Origin of the sequence: Arthrobacter sp. V1I7 (genome assembly GCF_030817015.1) — a bacterium.
In the GTDB taxonomy this organism is placed as follows: Bacteria; Actinomycetota; Actinomycetes; order Actinomycetales; family Micrococcaceae; genus Arthrobacter.
Window position 1 is genome coordinate 1,585,731 of the sequence record NZ_JAUSYS010000001.1, and the last position, 23,343, is coordinate 1,609,073.

20 protein-coding genes and 2 tRNA genes are annotated in these 23,343 nt (G+C 67.4%); 14 read left to right on the top strand and 8 right to left on the bottom strand.

Annotated elements, in window-relative coordinates:
• Nucleotides 1-36: 36 nt before the first annotated feature.
• Entirely contained in the window at nucleotides 37-1,017 is a 981-nt protein-coding gene (gene tesB / locus QFZ69_RS07430; protein WP_306916904.1) for an acyl-CoA thioesterase II, read from the bottom strand.
• 63 nt (nucleotides 1,018-1,080) lie between these two features.
• Here tesB and QFZ69_RS07435 point away from each other — a divergent pair, with 63 nt between their 5' ends.
• Entirely contained in the window at nucleotides 1,081-1,740 is a 660-nt protein-coding gene (locus tag QFZ69_RS07435) for a hypothetical protein (protein ID WP_306916906.1), read from the top strand.
• A 42-nt stretch (nucleotides 1,741-1,782) separates the two neighbouring features.
• Here the strand turns inward: QFZ69_RS07435 and QFZ69_RS07440 are convergent, their stop codons facing one another.
• Nucleotides 1,783-2,241 (bottom strand): globin, encoded by a 459-nt coding sequence (locus tag QFZ69_RS07440; protein WP_306916908.1) that lies wholly within the window; start codon nucleotides 2,239-2,241, stop codon nucleotides 1,783-1,785.
• Between the two features lies 1 nt (nucleotide 2,242).
• Nucleotides 2,243-2,908 (bottom strand): mechanosensitive ion channel family protein, encoded by a 666-nt coding sequence (locus tag QFZ69_RS07445; protein ID WP_306916910.1) that lies wholly within the window; start codon nucleotides 2,906-2,908, stop codon nucleotides 2,243-2,245.
• 110 nt (nucleotides 2,909-3,018) lie between these two features.
• Here QFZ69_RS07445 and QFZ69_RS07450 point away from each other — a divergent pair, with 110 nt between their 5' ends.
• On the top strand, nucleotides 3,019-4,152 hold the full coding sequence (locus QFZ69_RS07450) for an NAD-dependent epimerase/dehydratase family protein (RefSeq protein WP_306916913.1): 1,134 nt from the start codon (nucleotides 3,019-3,021) through the stop codon (nucleotides 4,150-4,152).
• Nucleotides 4,153-4,156: 4 nt separating this feature from the next.
• Here the strand turns inward: QFZ69_RS07450 and QFZ69_RS07455 are convergent, their stop codons facing one another.
• Nucleotides 4,157-4,672 (bottom strand): OsmC family protein, encoded by a 516-nt coding sequence (locus tag QFZ69_RS07455; protein WP_306916915.1) that lies wholly within the window; start codon nucleotides 4,670-4,672, stop codon nucleotides 4,157-4,159.
• Nucleotides 4,669-7,227 carry an aminopeptidase N gene (gene pepN / locus QFZ69_RS07460; RefSeq protein WP_306916917.1) on the bottom strand — a complete coding sequence of 853 codons (2,559 nt, stop codon included), beginning with the start codon at nucleotides 7,225-7,227 and terminating at the stop codon, nucleotides 4,669-4,671. Before pepN ends, QFZ69_RS07455 begins: the two co-directional genes overlap by 4 nt.
• A 140-nt stretch (nucleotides 7,228-7,367) precedes the next feature.
• Here pepN and QFZ69_RS07465 point away from each other — a divergent pair, with 140 nt between their 5' ends.
• The 3 genes from QFZ69_RS07465 to QFZ69_RS07475 all read left to right on the top strand — a co-directional run bounded on the left by QFZ69_RS07465 (nucleotide 7,368) and on the right by QFZ69_RS07475 (nucleotide 9,969).
• Nucleotides 7,368-8,369 carry a hypothetical protein gene (locus QFZ69_RS07465; RefSeq protein ID WP_306916919.1) on the top strand — a complete coding sequence of 334 codons (1,002 nt, stop codon included), beginning with the start codon at nucleotides 7,368-7,370 and terminating at the stop codon, nucleotides 8,367-8,369.
• 167 nt (nucleotides 8,370-8,536) lie between these two features.
• Nucleotides 8,537-9,028, top strand: a complete 492-nt coding sequence (locus QFZ69_RS07470; RefSeq protein WP_306916921.1) for a ribose-5-phosphate isomerase — start codon at nucleotides 8,537-8,539, stop codon at nucleotides 9,026-9,028.
• Entirely contained in the window at nucleotides 9,028-9,969 is a 942-nt protein-coding gene (locus tag QFZ69_RS07475; protein ID WP_306916923.1) for an Fpg/Nei family DNA glycosylase, read from the top strand. Before QFZ69_RS07470 ends, QFZ69_RS07475 begins: the two co-directional genes overlap by 1 nt.
• Before the next feature lie 172 nt (nucleotides 9,970-10,141).
• On the opposite strand, the gene QFZ69_RS07480 is transcribed toward QFZ69_RS07475, so the two are convergent.
• Nucleotides 10,142-10,215, bottom strand: a tRNA-Gly gene (locus QFZ69_RS07480).
• Between the two features lie 131 nt (nucleotides 10,216-10,346).
• Between QFZ69_RS07480 and QFZ69_RS07485 the strand changes: the two genes are divergently transcribed.
• The 7 genes from QFZ69_RS07485 to QFZ69_RS07515 all read left to right on the top strand — a co-directional run bounded on the left by QFZ69_RS07485 (nucleotide 10,347) and on the right by QFZ69_RS07515 (nucleotide 17,831).
• A tRNA-Pro gene (locus QFZ69_RS07485) sits at nucleotides 10,347-10,421 on the top strand.
• 67 nt (nucleotides 10,422-10,488) lie between these two features.
• Nucleotides 10,489-11,898 carry a trigger factor gene (gene tig / locus QFZ69_RS07490; protein ID WP_306916925.1) on the top strand — a complete coding sequence of 470 codons (1,410 nt, stop codon included), beginning with the start codon at nucleotides 10,489-10,491 and terminating at the stop codon, nucleotides 11,896-11,898.
• A gap of 246 nt (nucleotides 11,899-12,144) precedes the next feature.
• Nucleotides 12,145-12,789 carry an ATP-dependent Clp protease proteolytic subunit gene (locus QFZ69_RS07495; protein ID WP_306919628.1) on the top strand — a complete coding sequence of 215 codons (645 nt, stop codon included), beginning with the start codon at nucleotides 12,145-12,147 and terminating at the stop codon, nucleotides 12,787-12,789.
• Nucleotides 12,790-12,828: 39 nt separating this feature from the next.
• On the top strand, nucleotides 12,829-13,488 hold the full coding sequence (locus tag QFZ69_RS07500; RefSeq protein WP_306916927.1) for an ATP-dependent Clp protease proteolytic subunit: 660 nt from the start codon (nucleotides 12,829-12,831) through the stop codon (nucleotides 13,486-13,488).
• Nucleotides 13,489-13,635: 147 nt separating this feature from the next.
• Nucleotides 13,636-14,916: an ATP-dependent Clp protease ATP-binding subunit ClpX gene (gene clpX, locus QFZ69_RS07505; protein WP_306916928.1), complete on the top strand. Its 1,281-nt coding sequence runs from the start codon at nucleotides 13,636-13,638 to the stop codon at nucleotides 14,914-14,916.
• Nucleotides 14,917-15,006: 90 nt separating this feature from the next.
• Nucleotides 15,007-15,633, top strand: coding sequence for a DsbA family protein (locus QFZ69_RS07510; RefSeq protein ID WP_306916930.1), 627 nt, complete (start codon nucleotides 15,007-15,009; stop codon nucleotides 15,631-15,633).
• Between the two features lie 374 nt (nucleotides 15,634-16,007).
• Entirely contained in the window at nucleotides 16,008-17,831 is a 1,824-nt protein-coding gene (locus QFZ69_RS07515; protein WP_306916932.1) for a glycoside hydrolase family 15 protein, read from the top strand.
• Nucleotides 17,832-17,938: 107 nt separating this feature from the next.
• Here QFZ69_RS07515 and valS read toward each other — a convergent pair whose 3' ends face one another.
• Entirely contained in the window at nucleotides 17,939-20,614 is a 2,676-nt protein-coding gene (valS, locus tag QFZ69_RS07520) for a valine--tRNA ligase (protein WP_307000008.1), read from the bottom strand.
• A 95-nt stretch (nucleotides 20,615-20,709) separates the two neighbouring features.
• Between valS and QFZ69_RS07525 the strand changes: the two genes are divergently transcribed.
• A complete protein-coding gene (locus QFZ69_RS07525) occupies nucleotides 20,710-21,069 on the top strand; it encodes a DUF488 domain-containing protein (RefSeq protein WP_306916934.1) in 360 nt (119 codons plus the stop codon).
• 43 nt (nucleotides 21,070-21,112) lie between these two features.
• Nucleotides 21,113-21,874, top strand: a complete 762-nt coding sequence (locus QFZ69_RS07530) for an SDR family oxidoreductase (protein ID WP_306916936.1) — start codon at nucleotides 21,113-21,115, stop codon at nucleotides 21,872-21,874.
• Between the two features lie 14 nt (nucleotides 21,875-21,888).
• Here the strand turns inward: QFZ69_RS07530 and QFZ69_RS07535 are convergent, their stop codons facing one another.
• Nucleotides 21,889-22,926, bottom strand: coding sequence for an endonuclease/exonuclease/phosphatase family protein (locus QFZ69_RS07535; protein WP_306916938.1), 1,038 nt, complete (start codon nucleotides 22,924-22,926; stop codon nucleotides 21,889-21,891).
• Nucleotides 22,927-23,343: the final 417 nt, after the last annotated feature.

The window sequence follows — 23,343 nt, forward strand, 5'->3', positions numbered from 1 at the left end:
GTCCAGCGCTTGGTACCGTGCCGGAGAACGGGTGATTCAGCCGCGGTCGGCTCTCCGCATCTGGTGCTGCAGCACCTTGGACTGCACGGCGCCCTTGACCTTGTTCTTCAGGTCGGTGGGGACCCTGATCATGCCCTCCTGGGCGACGGTGGCCACGTGCCGGCCGTCGCGGTTGAAGATCTTGCCGGTGGCCAGGCCGCGGGCTCCCTGCGCGCTGGGGGATTCCTGGACGTAGAGCAGCCATTCGTCCACCCGCACGGGACGGTGCCACCACATGGCATGGTCCAGGCTGGCCACGGACATCCCAGGCGTGATCCAGCTCAGCCCGTGCTGGCGCAGGACGGACTCCAGGATGGTGTAGTCGCTGGCGTAGGCCAGGGCGGCGCGGTGCAAGCCCGGGTCGTCCGGCAGGGGACCGAAGGTCTTCATCCAGACGGCGTTTCGCGGTTCCTTGTGGCCCTTGGCGGAGACGTACAGTGCCGGATCGACGTGGCGGACGTCGAACGGGCGCTCGTAGGCCCAGTGCCGGGCCACGGGGTGGTCGTACATGCCGAGCAGGTCGGCGGTGCTGGGCAGGGACTCGGGGTCCGGGATCCCCGCCGGCATTTCGGACTGGTGTTCGAGGCCCTCGTCCTCGGTCTGGAACGAGGCGATCATCGACAGGATGGGCGTGCCCTCCTGGTAGGCGTGGACGCGCCGCGCCGAGAAGGAGCGGCCGTCCCGCAGCCGCTGCACGCCGAAGGTGATCGGCTTGTTCGCGTCGCCCGGGCGGAGGAAGTAGCCGTGCATGGAGTGCACGCTGCGGCCATCGGGTACGGTGCGGCTCCCGGCGATCAGGGACTGTGCCAGGACCTGGCCGCCGAAGACGCGTTGCCGTGGCTGCTGCTGCGAGGGGCCCATGAAGATGTCTTCGTCCGTCCGGGCGCCCTCCAGCTCACCGAGGTTCAGGAGTTGGAGGAGCGAGGAGGTGGGGTCCTGGGTGGGCAGCCCCTGCAATTCGGCGTCGGCTTCAGTCATGGTCCGACTCTAGACGTCACCCCGGCACCGCTCAAAAGAGGCACAACCGGTAGAGTCCATATTGTGTCTGACGTCCTAACCCAGCCCCTGCAGTTCACCGATCCCCGAGACCTTGCCGACCTGCGCACCTTCGCGACCCGCGCGAAGTCCATTGACGACGGCGCCATCCGGCTCCAGGCCTCCGGCCCGGTGCTCGCAGCCTACGTGTGCGTGCTGCGGCCCCGGCTGCTGGGGGAAGCCACCCCGACCATTCTGGGACTCCGGACCATGGCACTGGCACAGCCTGCCGAGACCGACGTGACCGTCCCGCTGTCAGCGGTGCTGGACCGGCTGGCGCGGGCGGGGGAGAACGACGTCGAACTGCCGCTGCCGCCGGTAAACGTCACCGAGTCGTGGGCGGGCATCGGGGCACCCCGCGGCGGCTGGGAGCTTCTCGGCACCCTGCAGGATAAGGAGCTGCGGCAGTCGGCCGAGGCCGGCATCACCGAGGTGGCCGCCATCATGCCGGACAAGCCCGGCGCGCTGATCGTCAACAACGCCCGCGCCACGGTCTGGGGCAGGGAACTCCCCGGGGCCGGCGGACTGCCGGCCGGTGCCGCCTTCGCGGCACTCACCCTGGGATTCCTGGCCGACGGGGAGCAGCAGCTCTACCGTGCCGGTCGCTGGTTCCGGCTCAGCGGAACCCGTGGCCACGTCCTCGCCCGGACCGGGTCCGGGCTCTGATCCTGCCGCCTGGCCGGGCCCGGGGTCAGGCGTCCGCCCGGTTCAGGCTTCGGACGGGCTGTTCACCATGGAGAGGGCAGCGCGCTCCATGTAATCCCAGAGGGTGCCCTCATACAGCGGCGGGAGCTCCAGGGCGTCGACGGCGATGCGCATGTGGTGCAGCCAGCGTTCCTTGGCCTCCGGCGTGACACGGAAGGGCTGGTGCCGCATCCGCAGCCGCGGATGCCCGCGTTCCTCGCCGTACGTCGTCGGACCGCCCCAGTACTGCTCAAGGAACATCAGGAAGCGCCGCTTGGCCGGGATGAGGTCCTCTTCGGGGTACATCGGCCGCAACAGCGGATCCGTCGCGACGCCGTCGTAGAACACATCGATCAGCTTCACGAACGTCTCATGGCCGCCGACGGCCTCATAGAAGTTGTCCGTGTACCCGGGCTGGGTGAACGGATCGTTCTGCATCAGCTGCCTGGGCTGCCGGGGTTCGCCGGCAATCGGGATCGTCATACTATTCTCCGGCTTTCTGCTGGGGGGCCGCCCCGGCTTCCGATATGTCCGCCTGTTCCTCGGCGGGAGGGATGTACGTGCCCTGGGAACGGTTGCCGACGCGCAGGATCTCGCCGTTGCGCAGGTACCAGATGGTGCCGTCCTCGGCCCGGACCCGGGTGATCCGCAGCCCCATGGCCTCGACCTCGCCGACGACTTCGGACGTTTCAATGATGTCACCGATGCCGTACTGGTCTTCGATGGTGATGAAGATGCCGGCCAGGAAGTCGCGGATCAGTTGCTGGGCACCGAAACCGATCGCCACACCGAGGATGCCGACGCTGGTCAGCAGCGGGGCGATGTCCACGTTCAGGTTCTTCAGCACGTACATGATGGTGATGACCGCAACCAGGACGCTGACAATGCTGTTGAGCAGCGAGCCGATGGTGTTCGCCCGCTGGACCCGGCGCTCGTGGTCCAGCGCGCGGAGCGCCGGTGCCACCCAGCGGAAGTGCGGCTTCTTGAAGAACGTGGTTCCGGCGGCGACGCGTTTGGTGATCCCGGCGATCACGAACGTCGCCACCAGCCACACGGCAACACCCACGCCGATGCTGATGAGGACTCCGGGCAGGTTGATGTCCGAAATATCCGGAGGGGTGATGGGGGTAGTCGTAGACAGGCCGTACATTGTCTGGGGGTGCTCCTTGCTGCTGCGCTGTTGCGCTCTGCTGCCGATCGGCGTTCGCCGGGCGCATAACACTCTGTTCTCTTTTAACATTAGCCCCGTAGCGTGGCCGCATGCGCATTCTGATACTTGGTGGCACGGCCTTCCTGTCCGCGGAAATAGCCCGGCAGGCCCTCGATACCGGGCACGATGTCACCTGCCTTGCCCGCGGGACAGCTTCAGCCCCGCCGGCCGGGGCGCGGTGGTTGCAGGCCGACCGCTCCCAGGGAAAGGCCGCCTATGCGGAGGCAGCCGACGCCGGCGGCAGGGACGCCGGCCGCAGGGAAATGGTGGGCGACGCGGGCCGCAGCGACGCCGGCGGTAGCGACGCCGCCCGGAGGGAAAATGTGGGCAGCGACGCCGGCCGGAGGGACACGGCCGGCAGCGAGACAACCGGGTGGGACGCCGTCGTCGACGTCTCGCGGAACCCCGGGCAGGCCCGCGAGGCCCTTGAAGTCCTGGCCGGGACCGCCCGGCACTGGACTTTCATCTCCAGCTGCTCCGTCTATGCGGACCACTCGCTGGCCGGGGCGGCGGAGGACGCCGAGGTGCTGCCCCCGCTGGCTGCCGGCGCAGGGCTGACTCCGGACAACTACGGCGAAGCCAAGTCCGCAATCGAACACTGGACCCGGGAACTGGCCGGGGACAAGGCCCACATCTGCCGCGCCGGGCTGATCGGCGGGCCCGGGGACGGCACTGACCGGTACGGCTACTGGCCGGCCCGCTTCGCCCGGGACGAGGAACCGGTGCTGATCCCGGACATCCCCTCGGATGCAACCCAGGTGATCGACGTCCGGGACCTCGCCGCCTGGGTCCTGGCCGCGGCCGGGGCAGGCATCACGGGAGCGCTGAACGCCGTGGGCGAGATCGTGCCCTTTGCCGCCTATCTGGAAGAAGCCCGGCAGCTCACCGACGGAGAAGCGGAGGTGGTGGCCGTCCCGGGCGAGTGGCTGGCCGGGCACGGCGCCAACTACTGGGCCGGACCGGACTCGCTGCCGCTCTGGCTGCCGCCCGGACAGGACGGCTTTATGGCCCGCAGCAATGACGCCGCCCGCGCGGCCGGGCTCCAACTCCGCCCCTGGATGGACATCCTGCGGGACACCCTGGCGGACGAACGTGTGCGCGGGCTCGGCCGGGAACGCAAAGCCGGGCTCAGCCCGGAGACCGAGCGCCGGCTTCTGCGCGAGTACCGGGCCGAGCCCGGCTGAAAACTCAGTCCCCGGGGTGCTGGACCACCACGCTGGGCTCATGCAGCACCGGGAAATTGACGCTGCGGGCAATGAAACAGAGCTTGTTCGCCTCGGCGTGCAGTTCCCCGAGCAGGCCGGCCGCGGGCTGGCCGGCCCCGGGCAGCTCCCCGGCCGCCGGAGCGGCCACCGTCACCCGGGGTTTAAGTGTGACCGACTCAAACTGGCCGCTGCCGTCCCGGTTGGTCCGCATCAGCCCCTCGGCGTGGTCCTCGTAGGCACTCACCACCACGCCGTGCTTGACGGCCACATGCAGGAAGGACAACATGTGGCACTGCGAAAGCGCGGCCAGGAGCAACTGCTCGGGGTTGCAGCGGGTCCGGTCCCCGTGGAAGCTCGGATCCGCGGAGCCCCGGAGTACCGGAAGTCCCGGGATCTCGATGTCGTGGTCCCTCGAATAGCCCCGGTACGACGCCGTACCCCGGCCCAGGTTTCCGGTCCAGCGGACCGTCAGGGCGTAGCGGTGCTCGTCGAGGCTCATGCGTCGACGTCGGCCCGGCGTGCCCGCAGCGCCCGCGCCACGCCGTCGCGGTTCTCCAGCATCATCCGCCGCAGCGCGGTGCTGTCCTCCGGCAAGGAGGCGAGGAACTCGTCGGTCCGGTCCACGGTGGCCTGGGTGGTCAGCTGCGCCGGGTAGAGCCCGACGACGATCTGCTGCGCCAGGGCGTGGGTGCGTTCCTTGACGATGCCCGGGACGGCCTCGAAGTACTTCTCCGCGTAGGGCTCCAGCAGGGCAGTGTCCAGCACCCGGGTGAACCCGTTTACGGCGGAGCCCTGCAGCGCGTTGGACAGCTCTCCTGTGACCACAACCGTCTCCCAGGCGGCCGCCTTGGCCTCGGGGGTAGGGATGGCTGCCGTAGCGAGGGCGGCTGCGTTCTGCCCGGTGGCGGTGTTGTCGCGCTCCAGCTCCGCACCGATCTGCTCCTGCCCGGCCCGGCCGCCAACCACGAGGGACGCAATCAGCTCCCAGCGGAGGTCCTGGTCCACGGCGAGGCCGTCGAGGGCGAGGGAACCGTCGAGCAGGCCGGCAACATTGTCCAGCTGTCCTGCGCTGCGCGCCAGCAGGGCATAGGACTTCACAAACTGCAGCTGCGCATCCGATCCGGCCGGAACGCCGGAGGCGAGCTCCCAGAGCCGGTCGGCCGCGGCCACAGCGGTGGCTTCCTTGTGGGCTTCGGCCACGTAGAAGTTCAGCGTGGTGGCGAGCTGGCGGAGCTGGACCAGGATCACCGAGGAATCGGACTCCTCGGCGATGTTGGCGAGGATCAGTTCCACGTAGCCGCGGGCAGGGGTCTCGCCGTCGCGGGCCGCGTCCCAGGCCGAGCCCCAGACAAGGGTGCGGGGGAGGCTCAGGCTGAAGTCCTTCAGGTGCGCCGTGGCCGTCGCGAGCGACTTCGGGTCCAACCGGACCTTGGCGTAGGCGAGGTCGTCGTCGTTGAGCAGGATCAGGTCCGGCTGCGCGAGACCGGCCAGGGCCGGAACCTCGGTGCGTTCGCCGTCGACGTCGAGCTCCTCGCGATGGACACGCTCAAGCTTCCCGGCGGCGGTGAGGTTGTAGAAGCCGACGGCGAGGCGGTGCGGGCGGATGGTGGGCTGGTCATCGGTGGCGGACTGCAGGATCGCGAAGGAGGAGATCGTGGCGTCCTCGCCCACGGACAGTTCCGGCTCGAGTGTGTTCACACCGGCGGTCTCCAGCCAGAGCCGGCCCCACTGGTCCAGGCCGCGGCCGCTGGCCTTCTCGAGTTCGGCCATAAGGTCACTCAGCTCGGTGTTCTGCCAGGCGTGTTTGCTGAAGTACTCCCGGACCCCGGCCATGAACTCTTCCGGACCTACCCAGGCGACCAGCTGGCGCAGCACCGACGCGCCCTTGGCATAGGTGATGCCGTCGAAATTCACCTCGACGTCCTGCAGGTCATTGATCTCGGCAAAGATCGGGTGCGTCGTGGGCAGCTGGTCCTGGCGGTAGGCCCAGGACTTCTCCACGGAGGCGAAGGTGGTCCAGGCGGAGTCGAACTTCGTGTTCTCCACCGCGGCCAGATGGGACATGTACTCCGCGAAGGATTCGTTCAGCCAGAGGTCGTTCCACCAGCGCATCGTCACGAGGTCCCCGAACCACATGTGCGCAAGCTCATGCAGCACGGTGATGGCGCGGCGCTCCACCTGCGCGTCGGTGACCTTGCTGCGGAAGATGTAGCCCTCGAGGATGGTGACGGCCCCGGCGTTTTCCATTGCGCCCGCGTTGAACTCGGGCACGAAGAGCTGGTCGTACTTCTCGAACGGATAGGGGCAGCCGAACTGCGCCTCGAAGAATTCGAAGCCCTGGCGGGTGAGCTCGAAGATGTTGTCCGCGTCCAGGTACTGCATCAGGGATTTGCGGGCAAAGATCCCCAGCGGTGTGACCCTGCCGTCGGCCGAGGTCACCTCGCTGCGGACAGACTGGTACGGCCCGGCGATCAGGGCGGTGACATAGGAGGAGAGCGGCGGCGTGGGGGTGAACTCCCAGACGGAGCGGGCGCCGCCGTTCCCGCCGGGAATCGTCTCGACCGGCAGCGGCGTGGGGGAGTTGGACACCACGTCCCAGTGCGAGGGTGCGGTGACGGTAAAGGTGAAGCTGGCCTTGAGGTCCGGCTGCTCGAAGACGGCGAACATGCGGCGGGAGTCCGGGACCTCGAACTGGGTGTAGAGGTAGACCTCGTTGTCCACCGGATCCACGAAGCGGTGCAGCCCCTCGCCGGTGTTCATGTACGGGGCCTCGGCCACCACCAGCAGATCGTTCACGGCGGCCAGCTCCGGCAGCTGGATCCGGATGCCGTCGGAGACTTCGGCCGGATCCAGCTCGCGCCCGTTGAGGGTCACACTGTGTACGGCAGAAGTCACGGCGTCAATGAAGGTCGAGGACCCCGGCGTGGCCGTGAACGTCACGGCGGTGGTGGAGCCGAAGACCTTCTCACCGCGGGTCAGGTCCAGGCTGACCTCGTAGGACTCGACGGCGATCAGTTCGGCGCGCTCGCGTGCTTCGGCGCGCGTCAGGTTCATACCGGGCAAAGTGGGGCCTCCAGGGGTATCGGCGTTGACGTGAAATTATTCTTTCACGTTAACGGCGCTTGGCAAGTTGCGCGGATCACATGTCTGGCCGGACATGTCTGTCCGGCCGCGGCCGGGGGTAGCGTTGGGGTATGGGAAAGCTTCGGGATTCTGTCGACGGCCGGGCCCTGCGGTTCGCGTTGGGGTTCCCCGTGATGCTCGCGGCCGGCTTCGTGGTCTGTGCCCACCTGATCCGGGCCGACTTGCCCGAGCCGCTCGCCGTCCGCTGGGCCGAGGGCGGCGCTACCGATTTCGCACCCTTCGGCGCGGTGGTCGGAGTGGGCGCCACGCTGATCGTGCTGATCGGCTGGGCCGCGCTCGTGCAGGCCGCGCCGCTGTCCCGCCCGGCAGTGATGCGGCGGATCATGATGGGGGCGGGCCTGTCGATCAGCCTCTTCGTCACCACGGTTCTTGCCGCCGTCCTCGTCGGCCAGCTGGGCCTGGCGGACGCCAGGGAGTCCCGGGTCGACGTCGCCGTGCTGGCGATGGGCAGCGGCGCGGCCGTGGGCCTTGGTTTTGTGATGGGGTTCGTCTTCAAGGCGGACGAGCGCTGGTCCACGGACGATGACCGGGCCATAGCGGCGGCCCTTCAACGCGAACACGATCCCGACCTCACACGGGATGCCGTGAGCCTGTGGGTCCACGCCCGAAGTTCCGTCTTCGTGATGCTCGGGCTCGCCTCCGTGCTCCCGGCCGCGCTGCTCACCATTGCCGTGCCGTGGCTGGCGGCGGTCCTCGTGGTCCTGGGCCTCCTCGCCGCGGCGTTCCTGGTCGCCCGCGTGCGGGTTGACCGGAGCGGCCTGCGCGTCTTTGCCGCCGGCTTCCTCCGGGTCATGGACGTGCCCGCGGTGGCCATCGAGGCAGCCACGCCCAAGGAGGTCAAGGCCGCGGATTACGGAGGCTGGGGCTACCGGAGCACCGGCGCCACCACGGCGCTGCTGGTCGGCAGCGGCCCGGCCGTCGTCGTCGACCGCTCCGACGGGCGGAAACTGGCGGTCAGCGGCGGCAGCGCCGCGTCCGCGGACCACGTGGCGCAGGTGCTCTCCCGGGTGGCCGAGCGGGCCCGCCACGGCGGCGAAACCCCGGGGCTGTGACCGCTTTATGAAGACACTCCCGATGAAGACCGTTCCGGTTTGTGAAGACCCTCCCCGGCGCTTGAGGCCGCCGTCCTCCGGCGCCCTAGTAGGCTAGGAGCCAGCCCCGGACCCGCCCGGCAGCTCCTCTGCCTCACTGTCCTGCCCCCCAACTGAACGGATACGCCGTGACCCCTTCTGATTTCCCGCGCGTGCACATCGCAACAGACCACGCGGGCATGGAACTCAGCGCCCATCTGGTGAGCCACCTTGGCTCCAAGGGCTACGACGTCGTGGACCACGGTCCGACGGCCTACGACGCGCAGGATGACTACCCGTCGTTCTGCATCAACGCGGCGCTCGCCGTCGTGGCGGACCAGGAGGCCGGCACCCGTGCCCTGGGCATCGTGCTCGGCGGTTCCGGCAACGGCGAGCAGATCGCCGCCAACAAGGTCAAAGGTGTGCGGGCCGCGTTGGCCTGGAACCTCTCCACCGCGAAACTTGCCCGCGAGCACAACGACGCCAACGTCGTCGCCGTCGGCGGCCGGCAGCACAGTGTCGCCGAGGCCACGGCCATTATTGAAGCGTTCCTGGCCGAGCCCTTCAGCAATGACGAGCGCCATGTCCGCCGGATCGGCAAGATCGCCGCTTACGAGCGCACCGGCGAGGTCATCGAGTAGTGCCGGAAGGCCATTCCGTCCACCGGCTGGCCCGCCAGTTCGGGGACGTATTCTCCGGGGCGCGGCTCGCGGTCTCAAGCCCGCAGGGACGGTTCGTGCAGGGCGCGGCGCTGCTGGACGGCCACGTGCTGACCGCCTCCGTGGCCCACGGCAAGCACCTGTTCCTTGGGTTCGAGCACGGCCTGCTGCTCCACGTCCACCTTGGCCTCTACGGCGCCTGGAACTTCGGCGGCGATGCGACATTCCGCGGCGCCTCCAGCATCGGCGCGCCCCGCAAGGTGGGGGAGCGGGAACTGTACGACGACGAGGCGGAAGCAGCCGCCGGCTCCGGGTTTGAAAGCTACACCGGGCCGCCCGAACCGGTCGGTGCCGTGCGCGTCCGGCTGGCCGGTTCCCATGGCTGGGCCGATCTGCGCGGAGCCACCACCTGCGAAGTGATCACCGCGGCGGAAGGCGAAGCCGTGCTGGCGCGGCTGGGCCCGGATCCGCTCCGGAACCGTCCCGGCGACCGGAACGCCTTCGTCGCCGGGGTTCGTGCCAGGCGCACGCCCCTGGCGGCGCTGCTGATGGACCAGAAGGTGATTGCCGGCGTCGGCAATGTCTACCGCGCCGAACTCCTGTTCCGGCAACGCATCGACCCCTGGCTGGCCGGGAAGGCGCTGTCCGCCGACGCCGCCGGCCGGCTCTGGGACGACACCGTCGCCATGATGTCCGACGGCGTCCGCGACGGCCGGATCATCACCACACCGTCGGAGTACTGGAGCAGCTCCTGGAGCCCGACGGATGCCACGGAACCGATCCGCGGCCTGCCGGCCCCCGAAGAGTCCCACTTCGTCTACCGTAGGCAGGGCCTCGGCTGCCGGAACTGCGGAACCCCCGTGGCACTCACGGACCTTGCCGCCCGGAAACTCTACTGGTGCCCCGCCTGCCAGCAGGCCTAAGACTCCTACGCGTTACCTCTCCCCGGCCGTTGCCAGCGGCTGCGGATCCAAGGCCGGCGCCGGACATTTGAAGCCGGCACCGGACACAAAAAAGCCCCTCAAAGAGGGGCTGTCCTGGGTCCTATTACTGATGGTCCTGCTACTGAGCGTCCTGCTGTGAATGGTCCTGCTGTGGAGGGGACGACGGGAATCGAACCCGCGTAATCAGTTTGGAAGACTGAGGCTTTACCATTAAGCTACGTCCCCGGGATCTTGCCGTACTCAGCGGCAAACTTCCGGGCGGCTGTTGAAGCCGGATACAACTAAACCTAATTCAGGGCCCCGGTGTCAAATGTGCAAATTCCCACAGTATGACCGTAGACTGTTCTGTGCACTTACGGGGTGTAGCTCAGCTTGGCTAGAGCACCTGCTTTGGGAGCAGGAAGTCGCAGGTTCAAATCCTGTCACCCCGACTCTGCGGTTAAGGCCAGAACGTGGCAAGGCAGAACCCAACCCCCTAAAACCAGGAGTACTTAGACTGTGAAGAGCGCTGTCGAGAACCTCACCCCCACGCGGGTCAAGCTCAATGTTGAGGTCCCCTTTGAGGAATTGAAGCCCAGCATCGCAGAGGCATACAAGACTGTTGCTTCGCAGATCCAGGTCCCCGGTTTCCGCAAGGGTAAGGTCCCCTCCAAGCTCATCGATCAGCGCGTCGGCCGCGGCTACGTGCTGGAGACCGCCATCAACGAAGGCCTCAACGGCTGGTACCAGGCTGCTGTGCAGGAAACCGGCATCCGCCCGCTGAGCCGTCCCGAGGTTGAGATCACCGAGGTTCCGGACCCCTCCGCCACTGACGGTGAACTCAAGTTCCACGCCGAGGTTGACATCCGCCCCGAGATCGAACTGCCGGACTACGCCGGCATCAAGGTTGAGGTTGCTGCCGCAGAGTCCGCCGACGCCGACGTCGACACGGCGCTGGATGAACTCCGCGGCCGTTTCGGCACGCTGAAGTCCGTCGACCGCCCGGCCGCCGACAACGACTTCCTCACCATCGATATCACCGCGACCATCGACGGCGCCGAGGTTGACTCCGCATCTGGCCTGTCCTACCAGGTCGGGGCCGGCACCATGCTCGAAGGCCTCGACGAAGCCGTCACCGGCCTGAGCGCCGATGAAGACGCCATCTTCGACACCACCCTCGTGGGCGGCGACCACGCCGGTGAATCCGCGCAGGTCAAGGTTGTCGTCAAGTCCGTCAAGGAGCGCGAGCTGCCCGAGGCCGACGATGACTTCGCCCAGCTGGCTTCCGAGTTCGACACCCTCGCCGAGCTCCGCGAGGACCTGGCCAAGCAGGCCTCCGAGTCCAAGGTGGTCGAGCAGGGCGTCGAAGCCCGCGACAAGGTCCTGGACAAGCTCGTTGAGCTCGTCGAGGTTCCGGTTCCGGACTCCGTCGTCGAAGAGCAGCTGGAGCAGCACTTCAACGCCGAGAACGCCCACGGTGAAGGCGAGCACGACACCGAGGAGCACCGCGCCGAGGTCAGGGCCAACACCGCACGCTCCTTCCAGAACGAGATCATCCTTGACGCCATCGCGGAAAAGGAAGAAGTCAACGTCAGCCAGAACGAGCTGATCGACTACATCGTCACCACAGCCAGCCAGTACGGCATGGACCCGAACCAGTTCGCCCAGATCATCGATCAGAGCGGTCAGGTCCCCATGATGGTTTCCGAGGTCCGCCGCCGCAAGGCGCTGGCGGTTGTCCTGGGCCAGGCCGAGGTCACCGACTCCGAGGGCAACAAGGTTGACCTCAGCGACTTCGTCCGTCCCGGCGGCGAAGAGACACCTGTCGAGGCAGCTGCAGAGACCGCCGTCGAGGAGGCCGCCTCCGAAGAGGCAGCAGCTCCCGCCGAGACGGTCAAGAACGATGACCCGGCAGCAGTGAAGTTCTAACACTTCCTGTTCCCGCAGTTCCAGCCCGCACCCCCGGATCTTTGGCTCCGGGGGTGCGGCTTTTAAGCCGTTGATGAACCCTCCCGGGCAATCGTGCGCCGTCAGCGAACAGCCCCGCGCCTGCGCACAAAGCGGGCGTGAAAACCGTTAGTGTCGCTGTAGGAAAGTTCAGTGATGTCGTCCAGTGGCATCACCGTCGCCAGCGAGAGGTAAGTACATATGTCACAGCAAGCAGGGGCACCCCGGATGGCTACTGTCGATCCGGCAGCCCAGGATAACTACATTTACAACCGCCTGCTGAAAGAGCGCATCATCTGGCTCGGCTCCGAGGTCCGCGACGAGAACGCCAACGCGATCTGCTCCCAGCTGCTGCTCCTCTCGGCGGAAAATCCCGATAAGGACATCTACCTCTACATCAACTCACCCGGCGGCTCCGTCACCGCCGGCATGGCCATCTACGACACCATGCAGTTCATCCCGAACGACGTCGTCACGGTTGCCACCGGCCTCGCCGCCTCGATGGGGCAGTTCCTGCTCTCATCCGGCACCAAGGGCAAGCGCTACGCCACCCCGAACGCCCGCATCCTGATGCACCAGCCGTCCGGCGGCATCGGCGGCACGGCCTCGGACATCAAGATCCAGGCCGAGCTGATCCTGCATATGAAGAAGGTCATGGCCGAACTGACCGCAGAGCAGACCGGCCAGACGGTCGACACCATCCTCAAGGACAACGACCGCGACAAGTGGTTCACCGCAAAAGATGCCCTCGACTACGGCTTCTTCGACAAGATCGCCGCGCACGCGGGATCCGTGGCCGGCGGCGGCGGGACCAACGCCAACGGCAACGGCAGCAGTGCCGCCTCCGGCAGCGAATCAGCCACCGAGATCTGACCGGCACGTAGACAGCAAATGAATTCAGGAGCAATGAACATGAACTACAACTTCGGTTCGACTGCCGGTAACCTGCCGAGCAGCCGCTACGTGCTGCCGCAGTTCGAAGAGCGCACCCCTTACGGCTTCAAGCGCCAGGACCCGTACACCAAGCTGTTCGAGGACCGCATCATCTTCCTCGGCGTGCAGGTGGACGACGCATCGGCCGACGACGTGATGGCCCAGTTGCTGGTGCTCGAGTCCACCGACCCGGACCGCGACATCACGCTCTACATCAACTCCCCGGGCGGCTCCTTCACTGCCATGACGGCGATCTACGACACCATGACGTACATCCGCCCGGAGATCCAGACCGTCTGCCTGGGCCAGGCCGCCAGCGCCGCCGCGGTACTGCTGGCAGCCGGAACGCCGGGCAAACGCCTGGCCCTGCCCAACGCCCGCGTGCTGATCCACCAGCCCTCACTGTCCGGCGGACAGGGCGGGCAGGCCTCAGACCTTGAGATCCAGGCCGCCGAGGTCATGCGGATGCGGTCCTGGCTCGAAGACACCCTGGCCAAGCACTCCGGCCGGACGCCGGATCAGGTCAACAACGACATCGAGCGGGACAAGATCCTCACGGCCGCCGAGGCAATGCAGTACGGCCTGATCGACCAGGTCCTTGATTCCCGTAAAATCAAGCCCCAGGCAATCAGCCGGTAGCAGGGGCGCCTGGCAACACCCGGTTATCGGCGCCGGTGCGGCTCAGTCCAAATGGCCGCACCGGCGTCGGCTTCCACCCATCAGGCCGAAAGTGACCTAGAGTGGAACCTGTCACAGGCACCAGCAAGATACTAAAGGGGTTCACATATGGCTCGGATTGGCGAGAGCACGGATCTGCTGAAGTGTTCTTTCTGCGGGAAGAGCCAGAAGCAGGTCCGGAAGCTCATTGCCGGGCCCGGCGTCTACATCTGCGATGAGTGCATTGAACTCTGCAACGAGATCATTGAAGAAGAACTCGCAGAAGTCGCCGATCTGGGCAGTTTTGAGCTGCCCAAGCCCCGCGAAATCTTCGATTTCCTGCAGGAATACGTCATCGGCCAGGAACCCGCCAAGCGTTCGCTCGCGGTGGCCGTCTACAACCACTACAAGCGCATCCAGGCGGGGCACGCACCGAAGAGCGGAAGCCTTGCCGAAGGCGGTCACCACGACGACGTCGAGATCGCCAAGTCGAATATCCTCCTGATCGGTCCCACGGGCTGCGGCAAGACCTACCTTGCCCAGACTCTGGCCCGCCGCCTCAACGTGCCGTTCGCCGTCGCCGACGCGACCGCCCTCACCGAAGCCGGCTACGTGGGCGAGGACGTCGAAAACATCCTCCTGAAGCTCATCCAGGCCGCCGACTATGACGTCAAGAAGGCCGAACAGGGCATCATTTACATCGACGAGATCGACAAGATCTCGCGGAAGAGCGAAAACCCCTCCATCACCCGCGACGTCTCGGGCGAGGGTGTCCAGCAGGCGCTGCTGAAGATCCTGGAAGGCACTGTCGCCTCCGTGCCGCCGCAGGGCGGACGCAAGCACCCGCACCAGGAATTCATCCAGATCGACACCACGAACGTGCTGTTCATCGTTGCCGGTGCCTTTGCCGGGCTCGAGGAGATCATCGGTTCACGTTCAGGGCGCAAGGGCATCGGCTTCGGCGCCCCGCTCAATGAGGCCAAGAACAACGCGGACTCCTACGGCGAGGTCATGCCCGAGGATCTGCTGAAGTTCGGCCTCATTCCGGAATTCATCGGCCGGCTTCCGGTGATCACCACGGTCTCCAACCTGGACCGGTCGGCGCTGATCCAGATCCTGTCCACGCCCAAGAATGCCCTCGTGAAGCAGTACCAGAAGATGTTCCAGCTCGACGGCGTCGAACTGGTCTTCGATGACGAGGCGCTCAACACGATCGCAGACCAGGCCCTCGAGCGCGGCACCGGCGCACGTGGTCTCCGGGCCATCATCGAGGAAGTCCTGCTGCCGGTGATGTTCGAGCTGCCCAGCCGCGACGACATTGCCACCGTGATCATTACCGAAGAGGTCGTCTCCCGGAAGGCCCAGCCGACAATGATCCCGCACGACGTCAAGCGCCGTAAATCCGCCTGATCCGGAATAAAACCGCCGCACCGGTCGCTGTCATCTTTGACGCGCCCGGTGCGCTTTTTTCCCCGCCAGACTTCCTGAAGGAGAACACCTGTGCCTGAAACCACGAGCAACACAGCAGATTTCTGGTTCGACCCGATGTGCCCCTTCGCCTGGGTCACTTCCCGCTGGATCGGCGAGGTGGAAGACGTCCGGAACATCAACACCGAGTGGCACGTCATGAGCCTCGCCGTATTGAACGAGGGCCGCGACGAGCTCCCGGCGCAATACAAGGAGCTCATGGCCAAGGCCTGGGCACCGGTGCGGGTCATCGTGGCCGCCGCCGAAAAGCACGGCGCCGAATACATCAAGCCGCTCTACGACGCCATGGGCACCAGGATCCACAACGAAGGCAACGCGGACATCGCCGAGGTCATCTCCAAGTCCCTCGCCGAGGCCGGCCTTCCGGCGGAACTCGCGGCCGCCGGCCAGAGCGACGAATTCGATCAGCAGCTCCGCGCCAGCCACGACGCCGGCACAGCGCTGGTCGGCCAGGACGTCGGCACCCCCGTCGTTGCCTTCAACGGCACCGCCTTCTTCGGCCCCGTCCTGACCCGCATTCCGCGGGGTGAGGAAGCCGGCCGGATCTGGGACGCCACGGTGACCCTTGCGTCCTTCCCGTACTTCTTCGAGATCAAGCGCAGCCGCACCGAAAGCCCGGTTTTTAGCCAGGCCGGTTGATCCGGCCGGACACGCATCCGGGCCCCCACGAGCCCCGGGAAAACTACTCCGATGTAGTTCTCCCGGGGCTCTTGTGCAGGGGAAACCAACGGAGAACAATAGAACTTACCCAATTCGAAAGAAATGGGACGCAAGAACCAAAGATTCAGTGACAATCATCCGACGCAGCCTTCGGCAAAGTCAGATGATGGCTACTAGTGACGGAGTAGGAAGACCTGAAAATCCAAGGATCTTGCCAGATTGTCAAAGACGTCACGTGACAACCGAAAAGTCGAAGCCCCACCAACGGCAAAACGCTGATGGGGCTTCCCCTTTGCCCTAAGAGTGTTTGACCCGGGGGAGTTTACCCAAGACAGCGCGGTCAGGGTGTATGGATGAGCAGCGAGCCGATTGCGGATTATGCCCTGTTGTCCGACTGCTGCTCCGCGGCGCTGGTGAGCGCAGCAGGCTCCGTGGACTGGCTCTGCTTTCCGCGGTTCGACAGCCCCTCGGTGTTCGGCCGGGTCCTCGGCCCCGAGGCGGGATTCTGGTCGGTCCGCCCCGTCGGCGAACACACTTCAACGCGGCGCTACCTCGGGCCCACGATGGTCCTCGAGACCACCCACACGGCCCCCGGCGGACGCATGACGGTCACCGACGCCCTCGTGCTCGGCGACGGTAAGAGGGGCCACGACCTCGGGGCGGATTCGCCGGGAAGCCTGCTGCGCCAGGTCTCGTGCACCGCGGGATCCGTCGACGCAGAGATCGTCCTCTCTGCGCGGCCGGACTACGGGCTTGCCCGGCCGCGGCTGAGCGCGACGCAGGGCGGGATCCTGCTTCGAGCGGGGGCCACTGGGCTATTCTTCTCCACCCCGGTTGCCTTCGAAGTCCAGGCGGGCACCGCGCGGGCCCGGGTGAGTCTCCGCGCGGGAGACGTCCTGGGCTTCGCGTTGGAGTTCCAGGCGGGCGGGAACGGGGAACCTGTGTCCTGGAGCCAGGCGGACATCGCGCGGCGGCTGGCGGACACCGTGCAGGGCTGGACCAGCTGGTCCGAGATGCACCAGGGCTACCAGGGCCCGTGGCAGGAACTGGTCGCGGCCAGTGGCCGGATCCTCCAGGCGCTGAGCTACTACCCGACCGGGGCGATCGTGGCCGCACCGACGACGTCCCTGCCGGAAGTGGAGGGTGGAACGCGCAACTGGGACTACCGCTACAGCTGGATCCGGGACGCGAGCATGACGCTGCAGGCGCTCTGGGTGGCGGCCTGCCCGGACGAGGCGGGGAAGTTTTTCCAGTTCCTGGCCACCGCGGCCGCGAGCCGGCTTGCCGGCGGTGAGGAGTTGCAGATCATGTTCGGCGTTGGCGGCGAATGCGAGCTGCCCGAACGCGAACTGACCCACCTGCCGGGCTGGCGCGGCAGCTCTCCGGTGCGCGTGGGCAACGGCGCCTGCAACCAGCGCCAGCTCGATGTCTACGGTGAACTGCTCGACGCCGCCGCCACCCTGCCCGGATATCTCGCGGAGCTGGCCCCGGAAACCCGCAGATTCCTCGCCGACGCCGCCGACGCCGCGGCCGCCCGTTGGCAGGACCGCGACCACGGCATCTGGGAGGTCCGCGGCGAACGGCGCCACTACCTGCACTCCAAGCTTCTGTGCTGGGTGGCCGTCGACCGGGCGATCGGCCTCGCCGGGCTCCTGCAGGCCGAGGACAAGGTCCCGCGCTGGACCGGGACGAGGGACCGGATTGCCGCGTCCATCCGGGCCGAGGGATGGAGCGACGCCGCGAATGCCTACACCCAGTCCTACGGCTCCCAGGCCCTGGACGCCTCAGCGCTGATGCTCTCCATCGTGGGCTTCCTCCCGCCCGACGACCCGGGAATCCTCGCCACGATCGAGGCCATCGAACAGCGGCTCACCGACCCCCGGGGCCTCGTCTACCGTTACCGGTCCGGGGACGGGCTGCCGGGGGAGGAGGGCACCTTCCTGCTCTGCACCTTCTGGCTGGCCCACGCCCTGGCCCTCGCCGGGCGCACCGAACGGGCGCGGGCGGTCTTCGAACGGGCCGCCGTGTTCGCCACGGACCTGGGCCTGCTGGCCGAAGAAGTGGCTCCGGACAGCGGTGAGCTCCTGGGCAATTTTCCGCAGGCGTTCAGCCACATCGGGCTCGTCAACGCCGCCTGGGCCATCAGCGAAGCGGAGGCCAAGGTCCGTGGACAATGAGCCGGCCGGCCGTAGGGCGGGAAACGGCGGAGGGCCCCGGCCAGGTTTCCCTGGCCGGAGCCCTCATCGGTCTCCGGATGCCCTGGCCCGCCGGATTGGGGCCGGTGCTACGCCTGCCCGGGCGCCTCGGGAGCGGCCAGCACGACGTCGCTCACGCTCAGCTCGCCTGCACCGGCCACCAGCTCCAGCTCCCGGGCGTTCGCCGCGGCCTTCAGGTCGGCGAGGCCGGCCTTCAGCTGCGTGATCAGGGATTCCGAGGCCGTGATCGTCGCGGACATCACCTCGGTGCGCTGCTTGACCTTGGCCTCCGACTTGGCCTTGCGGATGCCGCTCAGCGCGGTCCCCACCGTCGACAGGAGGGTGGTGTCGCCGTCGATCTCGATGGCGGACGGCCAGGGCGCGCGGTGTACCGACCCGGCACGCCACCAGCTCCAGACCTCTTCCGTGGCGAAGGGCAGGAACGGGGCGAAGAGGCGCAGCAGCGTGTCCAGGCTGGTCGCCAGCGCTGCCAGCACGGATGCCTGCTGGGCTTCGCCGGCGGCACCGTACGCGCGGTCCTTGATCAGTTCCACGTAGTCGTCCGTGAAGTGCCAGAAGAAGCTCTCCGTGATCTGCAGGGCCCGGGCGTAGTCGTAGTTCTCGAACGCCTTGGTGGACTGCCGGACAACGTCCGAAAGCTGCGCCAGCACGGCCAGGTCCAAGGGGTTGGTCAAGGGCCCCGACGCGGGTGTTTTTTCCGCGTTGGGTCGATCAACCCCGGGGTTGGTGAGCACGGAAAGCTCGCCGGAAACCACCGAGTCCTCGGTGGCGCCAAGGTTCAGCACGAACTTGGAGGCGTTGAGCAGCTTGATCGCCAGGCGGCGGCCGATCTTCATCTGCGCGATCTCGTAGGCGGTGTCCGCGCCGAGCTTCGCGGAGGCCGCCCAGTAACGCACGGCGTCGGAGCCGTACTCCTCCAGCACATCCGTCGGAACAATCACGTTGCCCTTGGACTTGGACATCTTCTTGCGGTCCGGGTCCAGGATCCAGCCCGAAATGGCGGCGTGCTTCCACGGCGCGGTGTGCTGCAGGGCGTCGGCGCGCACGGCGGAGGAGAACAGCCAGGTCCGGATGATGTCGTGCCCCTGCGGGCGCACATCGAAGGGGAAGACCTTGGCGAAGAGCGCCTCGTCCGTGCTCCAGCCGCCCACGATCTGCGGCGTCAGCGAGGACGTGGCCCAGGTGTCGAGCACGTCGGCGTCGCCGGTGAAACCGCCCGGGAGATCGCGCTGGGCCTCCTCGTAGCCGGGCGCCGCGTCCGCGGCGGGGTCCACGGGGAGCTGAGCGTCAGTCGGGACGATCGGGGCCGCGAACTCCGGGTTGCCGTCGGCGTCCAGCGGGTACCAGACGGGCACGGGCACGCCGAAGAAGCGCTGGCGGGAGACCAGCCAGTCGCCGTTCAGGCCGGAGATCCAGTTCTCGTACCGTGAGCGCATGAACGCCGGGTGGAATTCAATCTCGGACCCCCGGGCGATGAGGCGCTCCCGGCGGTCCGCGTCGCGGCCGCCGTTGCGGATGTACCACTGGCGGGAGGTGACCACTTCGAGGGGCTTGTCGCCCTTTTCGAAGAAGTTCACCGGGTGCATGATCTTCTTGGGCTCGCCCTCGAGGAGGTCCGCGGCGGCCAGGAGCTCCACCACGGATTCCTTGGCGCTGAAGACCGTCTTGCCGGCGATCGCCTCGAAGCTGGCGCGGCCTTCTTCGGTGCTGATCCACTCGGGGGTCTCGCCGATGATGCGCCCGTCGCGGCCTACGATGGCGCGGGTAGGCAGCTGCAGCTCGCGCCACCAGGTGACGTCGGTCAGGTCACCGAAGGTGCAGACCATGGCAATGCCGGAGCCCTTGTCCGCCTTCGCGAGGGGGTGGGCCTTGACCTCCACCTCGACGCCGAACAGCGGAGAGGTGACCTTCTTGCCGAACAGCGGCTGGTACCGTTCGTCGTCGGGATTCGCCACCAGGGCGGCGCAGGCGGCCAGCAGCTCCGGGCGGGTGGTCTCAATGTAGATTTTCCCGCCGTCTTCGGTGAAGAACGGGTAGCGGTAGTAGGCGCCCGCGACCTCGCGGTCCTCGAGTTCGGCCTGGGCCACCGCGGTGCGGAAGGTGACGTCCCACAGGGTGGGCGCCTCGGCCATGTAGGCGTCGCCGGCGGCGAGGTTCGCCAGGAAGGCGCGCTGGGAGATGGCGCGGGACTTGTCATCGATGGTGCGGTACGTCAGGTCCCAGTCCACGGACAGGCCGAGGGTCTGGAAGAGGTTCTCGAAGACCAACTCGTCCTCGACGGCGAGCTCCTCGCACAGCTCGATGAAGTTCCGGCGCGAGACAACGTCGAAGTCGCGCTGGTTCTTGGCGGGCTGGGCCGGCGGGCGGTAGCCGGCGTCGTAGGCCACGGTGGGATCGCAACGCACGCCGTAGTAGTTCTGCACCCGGCGCTCGGTGGGCAGGCCGTTGTCGTCCCAGCCCATCGGGTAGAACACGTTCTTGCCGGTCATCCGCTGGTAGCGGGCCAGGACGTCGGTCTGGGTGTAGGAGAACATGTGACCGACGTGCAGGGAGCCGGACGCCGTGGGCGGGGGAGTGTCGATCGAGTAGACCTGCTCCCGGGTGGTGTCCGGGTTGAACTTGTAGGTCCCTTCGTCAAGCCAGCGCTTGGTGAGGGCGTCTTCCAGCCCCTCCAGGGCGGGCTTGTCCGGAACGTTGATGGGGGCGGTGGTGGGCGTGTCTGTACCCTGAGTGTCTTCAGCCATGGGCCAATTCTTCCACTAACTTCCCCACTGTTCCGCACCGGCGGGGGGATCAGGCGGGTAGCGGTACCGGCGGAAACCTGAAGTAGCATGCGCACATGGAGGAATCGGCCGGAAGTTTTCCGATTAAGCGCGTCTATGACGACCCCGCCGACGACGACGGCTGCCGGGTGCTGGTGGACCGGCTCTGGCCGCGCGGGGTCAGCAGGGAACGGGCGCAACTGGAGCTGTGGCTCAAGGAGGTGGCGCCGTCGCCGCCGCTGCGGAAGGAGTTCGCGCACATGCAGGAGCGCTTCGCCGATTTCCGGGCCGCTTACGAAGCCGAGCTGGCGGAGAACCCGGCCATACAGACCCTGCAGGAGCTCGCCGCGGACCACGGGAAGGTGACACTGCTGTTCGGTGCCAAGGACCCGGAGACTAACCACGCCCGGGTGCTGCTGGAGTTCCTGCAGCGCTGAGCCCGGAAGTGGGAGCACGGCCGTCCCGTATTAGGGTGGTGCCATGAGTGAGGGAATCCCCAACAAAGCAGCAGTTGTCACCGGAGCCAGCACCGGAATCGGCGAGGCCACGGTCCGTGCCCTGCGATCCGAAGGGTGGACGGTTTTTGCCGTAGCCCGCCGCGCGGACCGGTTGGAGGCGCTCGCCGCCGAAACCGGCGCAGTCGCACTTCCGGCCGACGTGACCGAGGACGCCGACGTCGCACACCTCCTTGCCGAGGTGACCCAGGCGGGCGGCATCGACACCCTGATCAACATTGCCGGCGGCGCCCGCGGTGCCGACAGGATCGCCGACGCCAAGGCCGAGGACTGGGACTGGATGTACAGGGTCAACGTGCTCGGCACGATGAAGCTGACCCGGGCGTTCCTGCCCATGCTGCGCGCCTGCGGTGAAGGCACGGTCCTGAACCTGACCTCGACGGCGGGACTGTCCGCCTATGAGGGTGGCGGCGGCTACAATGCCGCGAAGTTCGCGCAGAACGCCCTCACCGGCGCGCTGCGGCTGGAGGAGGCCGAGCACAATGTCCGGGTAATCGAGGTGGCCCCGGGCCTGGTGCAGACGGAGGAGTTCGCGCTGAACCGGCTCGGCGGCGACCCTGACGCCGCCGCCAAGGTGTACGCCGGCGTCGAGAAGCCCCTGACCGCGGCGGACGTCGCCGACGTCGTCCGTTACGCCGTGGTGGCCCCGCACCACGTGAACCTGGACCAGATCGTGATCCGTCCGGTGGCGCAGGCCGCCAACTACAAGCTGATCCGCAAGGGCTAAGCCACCCGCGGACTTCAGCCGCCGGCCGGGACGGAAAGCGTGGCCAGAACGGCCGCGTGGTCGGTCCCGGCCACGGCCTGCACGGAATAGCCGCTGCTGCGCAGGTGCGGGCTGGTCACGATGTGGTCGATCACCACTCCGGGCAGCAGCTGGCCATCCGTGGGCCAGGTTGGCGTCAGGCGGGCCCGTGCCGCGATGCCCACGTCCACGAGGCCGCCTGCCGCGCCACCGCGAACCGGGCCCCCGGACAGCAACTCGCGGAATTCGGCATGGTCAAAGGTGGCATTGAAATCGCCCAGCAGCAGCAGGTTGCCGGGACGGGCGGCGAGGCTGCCCACCGCGGCGAGGTCGCTGCGCCACCGCGCGGCCTGCCCCTCGACCGGAGCCTGCGCGTGGACATTGGTCACCGCCAGCGGCACCGGTTGCCCGCCCACCTCCAGGCTCAGCTGCAGGGTGTGCATGGGGAAGACGGTGCCTTTCGCGGAGTCCAGCGGAATCAGCGGACGGGCGGCATACACGCCGCTGCCGCCTGCGCCGTTCAAGGGGTGGCTGACCCGGTGCGGCAGCAGCGCGTCCAGCCCCTCGGCGTCCAGCCGCTGTTCAAAGGCCGGCGAGAGCTCCTGGAGGGCCAGCAACGCGATCCCGTTCTCCCGGACCAGCCGGACTATGGCAGCTGCATCCGCCTGGCCCAGTTTGGCGTTGAGGCTCATGATTTTCAGTTCCGCCGCCGGAGCTCGGGGGGACGCACCGGCACCTTGGTCCTGACGCGGGTCGCCGGGCCGGTCCAGCAGCCGGTCCGGCGGGAACAGCCAGACGAGCTGGAGGGCCAGGAGCCCGGCAGCCGGCAGGACCGCCCAGGGACGGCGGCTCGGCAGGGCCAGCAGCAGGGCAGCCGCGGCGGGGAACACGAGCCACGGCGTGAAGGCCACCAGCTGCACCACCGGGGTGGGCCACGGCGACGGGACCGCACGGAAGAACGACAGCACCGCCACGGGAACGGCAAACAGGACCGACGACAGGTGCCAGCCGCGGCGGCCACGGCGGCGCGTCACCGGCCGGCCCGGGTCAGTCGCGGGGAGGTCATGGCACGAGTCTAAGCAGTCAGGGCCCCGGCGTCGCCGGTCCCGGCAAGGGCAGAAGCCAGACCGGCCGCTGATAAGCCAGCACTGCGTTTCACTGCGTCCGCCCGGTGACTTACAGTAGAATCAGATATCAGCTTTGACCCGGCTATCACCGGCGAGCTTCCGGAAGAACGCCCGACGCAGCAGCACGCGCCGGGCCGGTAGAACCGGACGGGTAAGCCCGTCACAGCAGTAATGAGCGGCCGACGCCGGAGCAGCTTCCTTCCCAAAGGGAGCAGAGCCGGTGCCGGCAAGTGAGGTGGTACCGCGGTGCCGGTGCTGGAAACAGTGCACGGGCCGTCCTCGCATCCTGAATGATCCTTTGTTCACCAGCTCAAGCCAGGATGT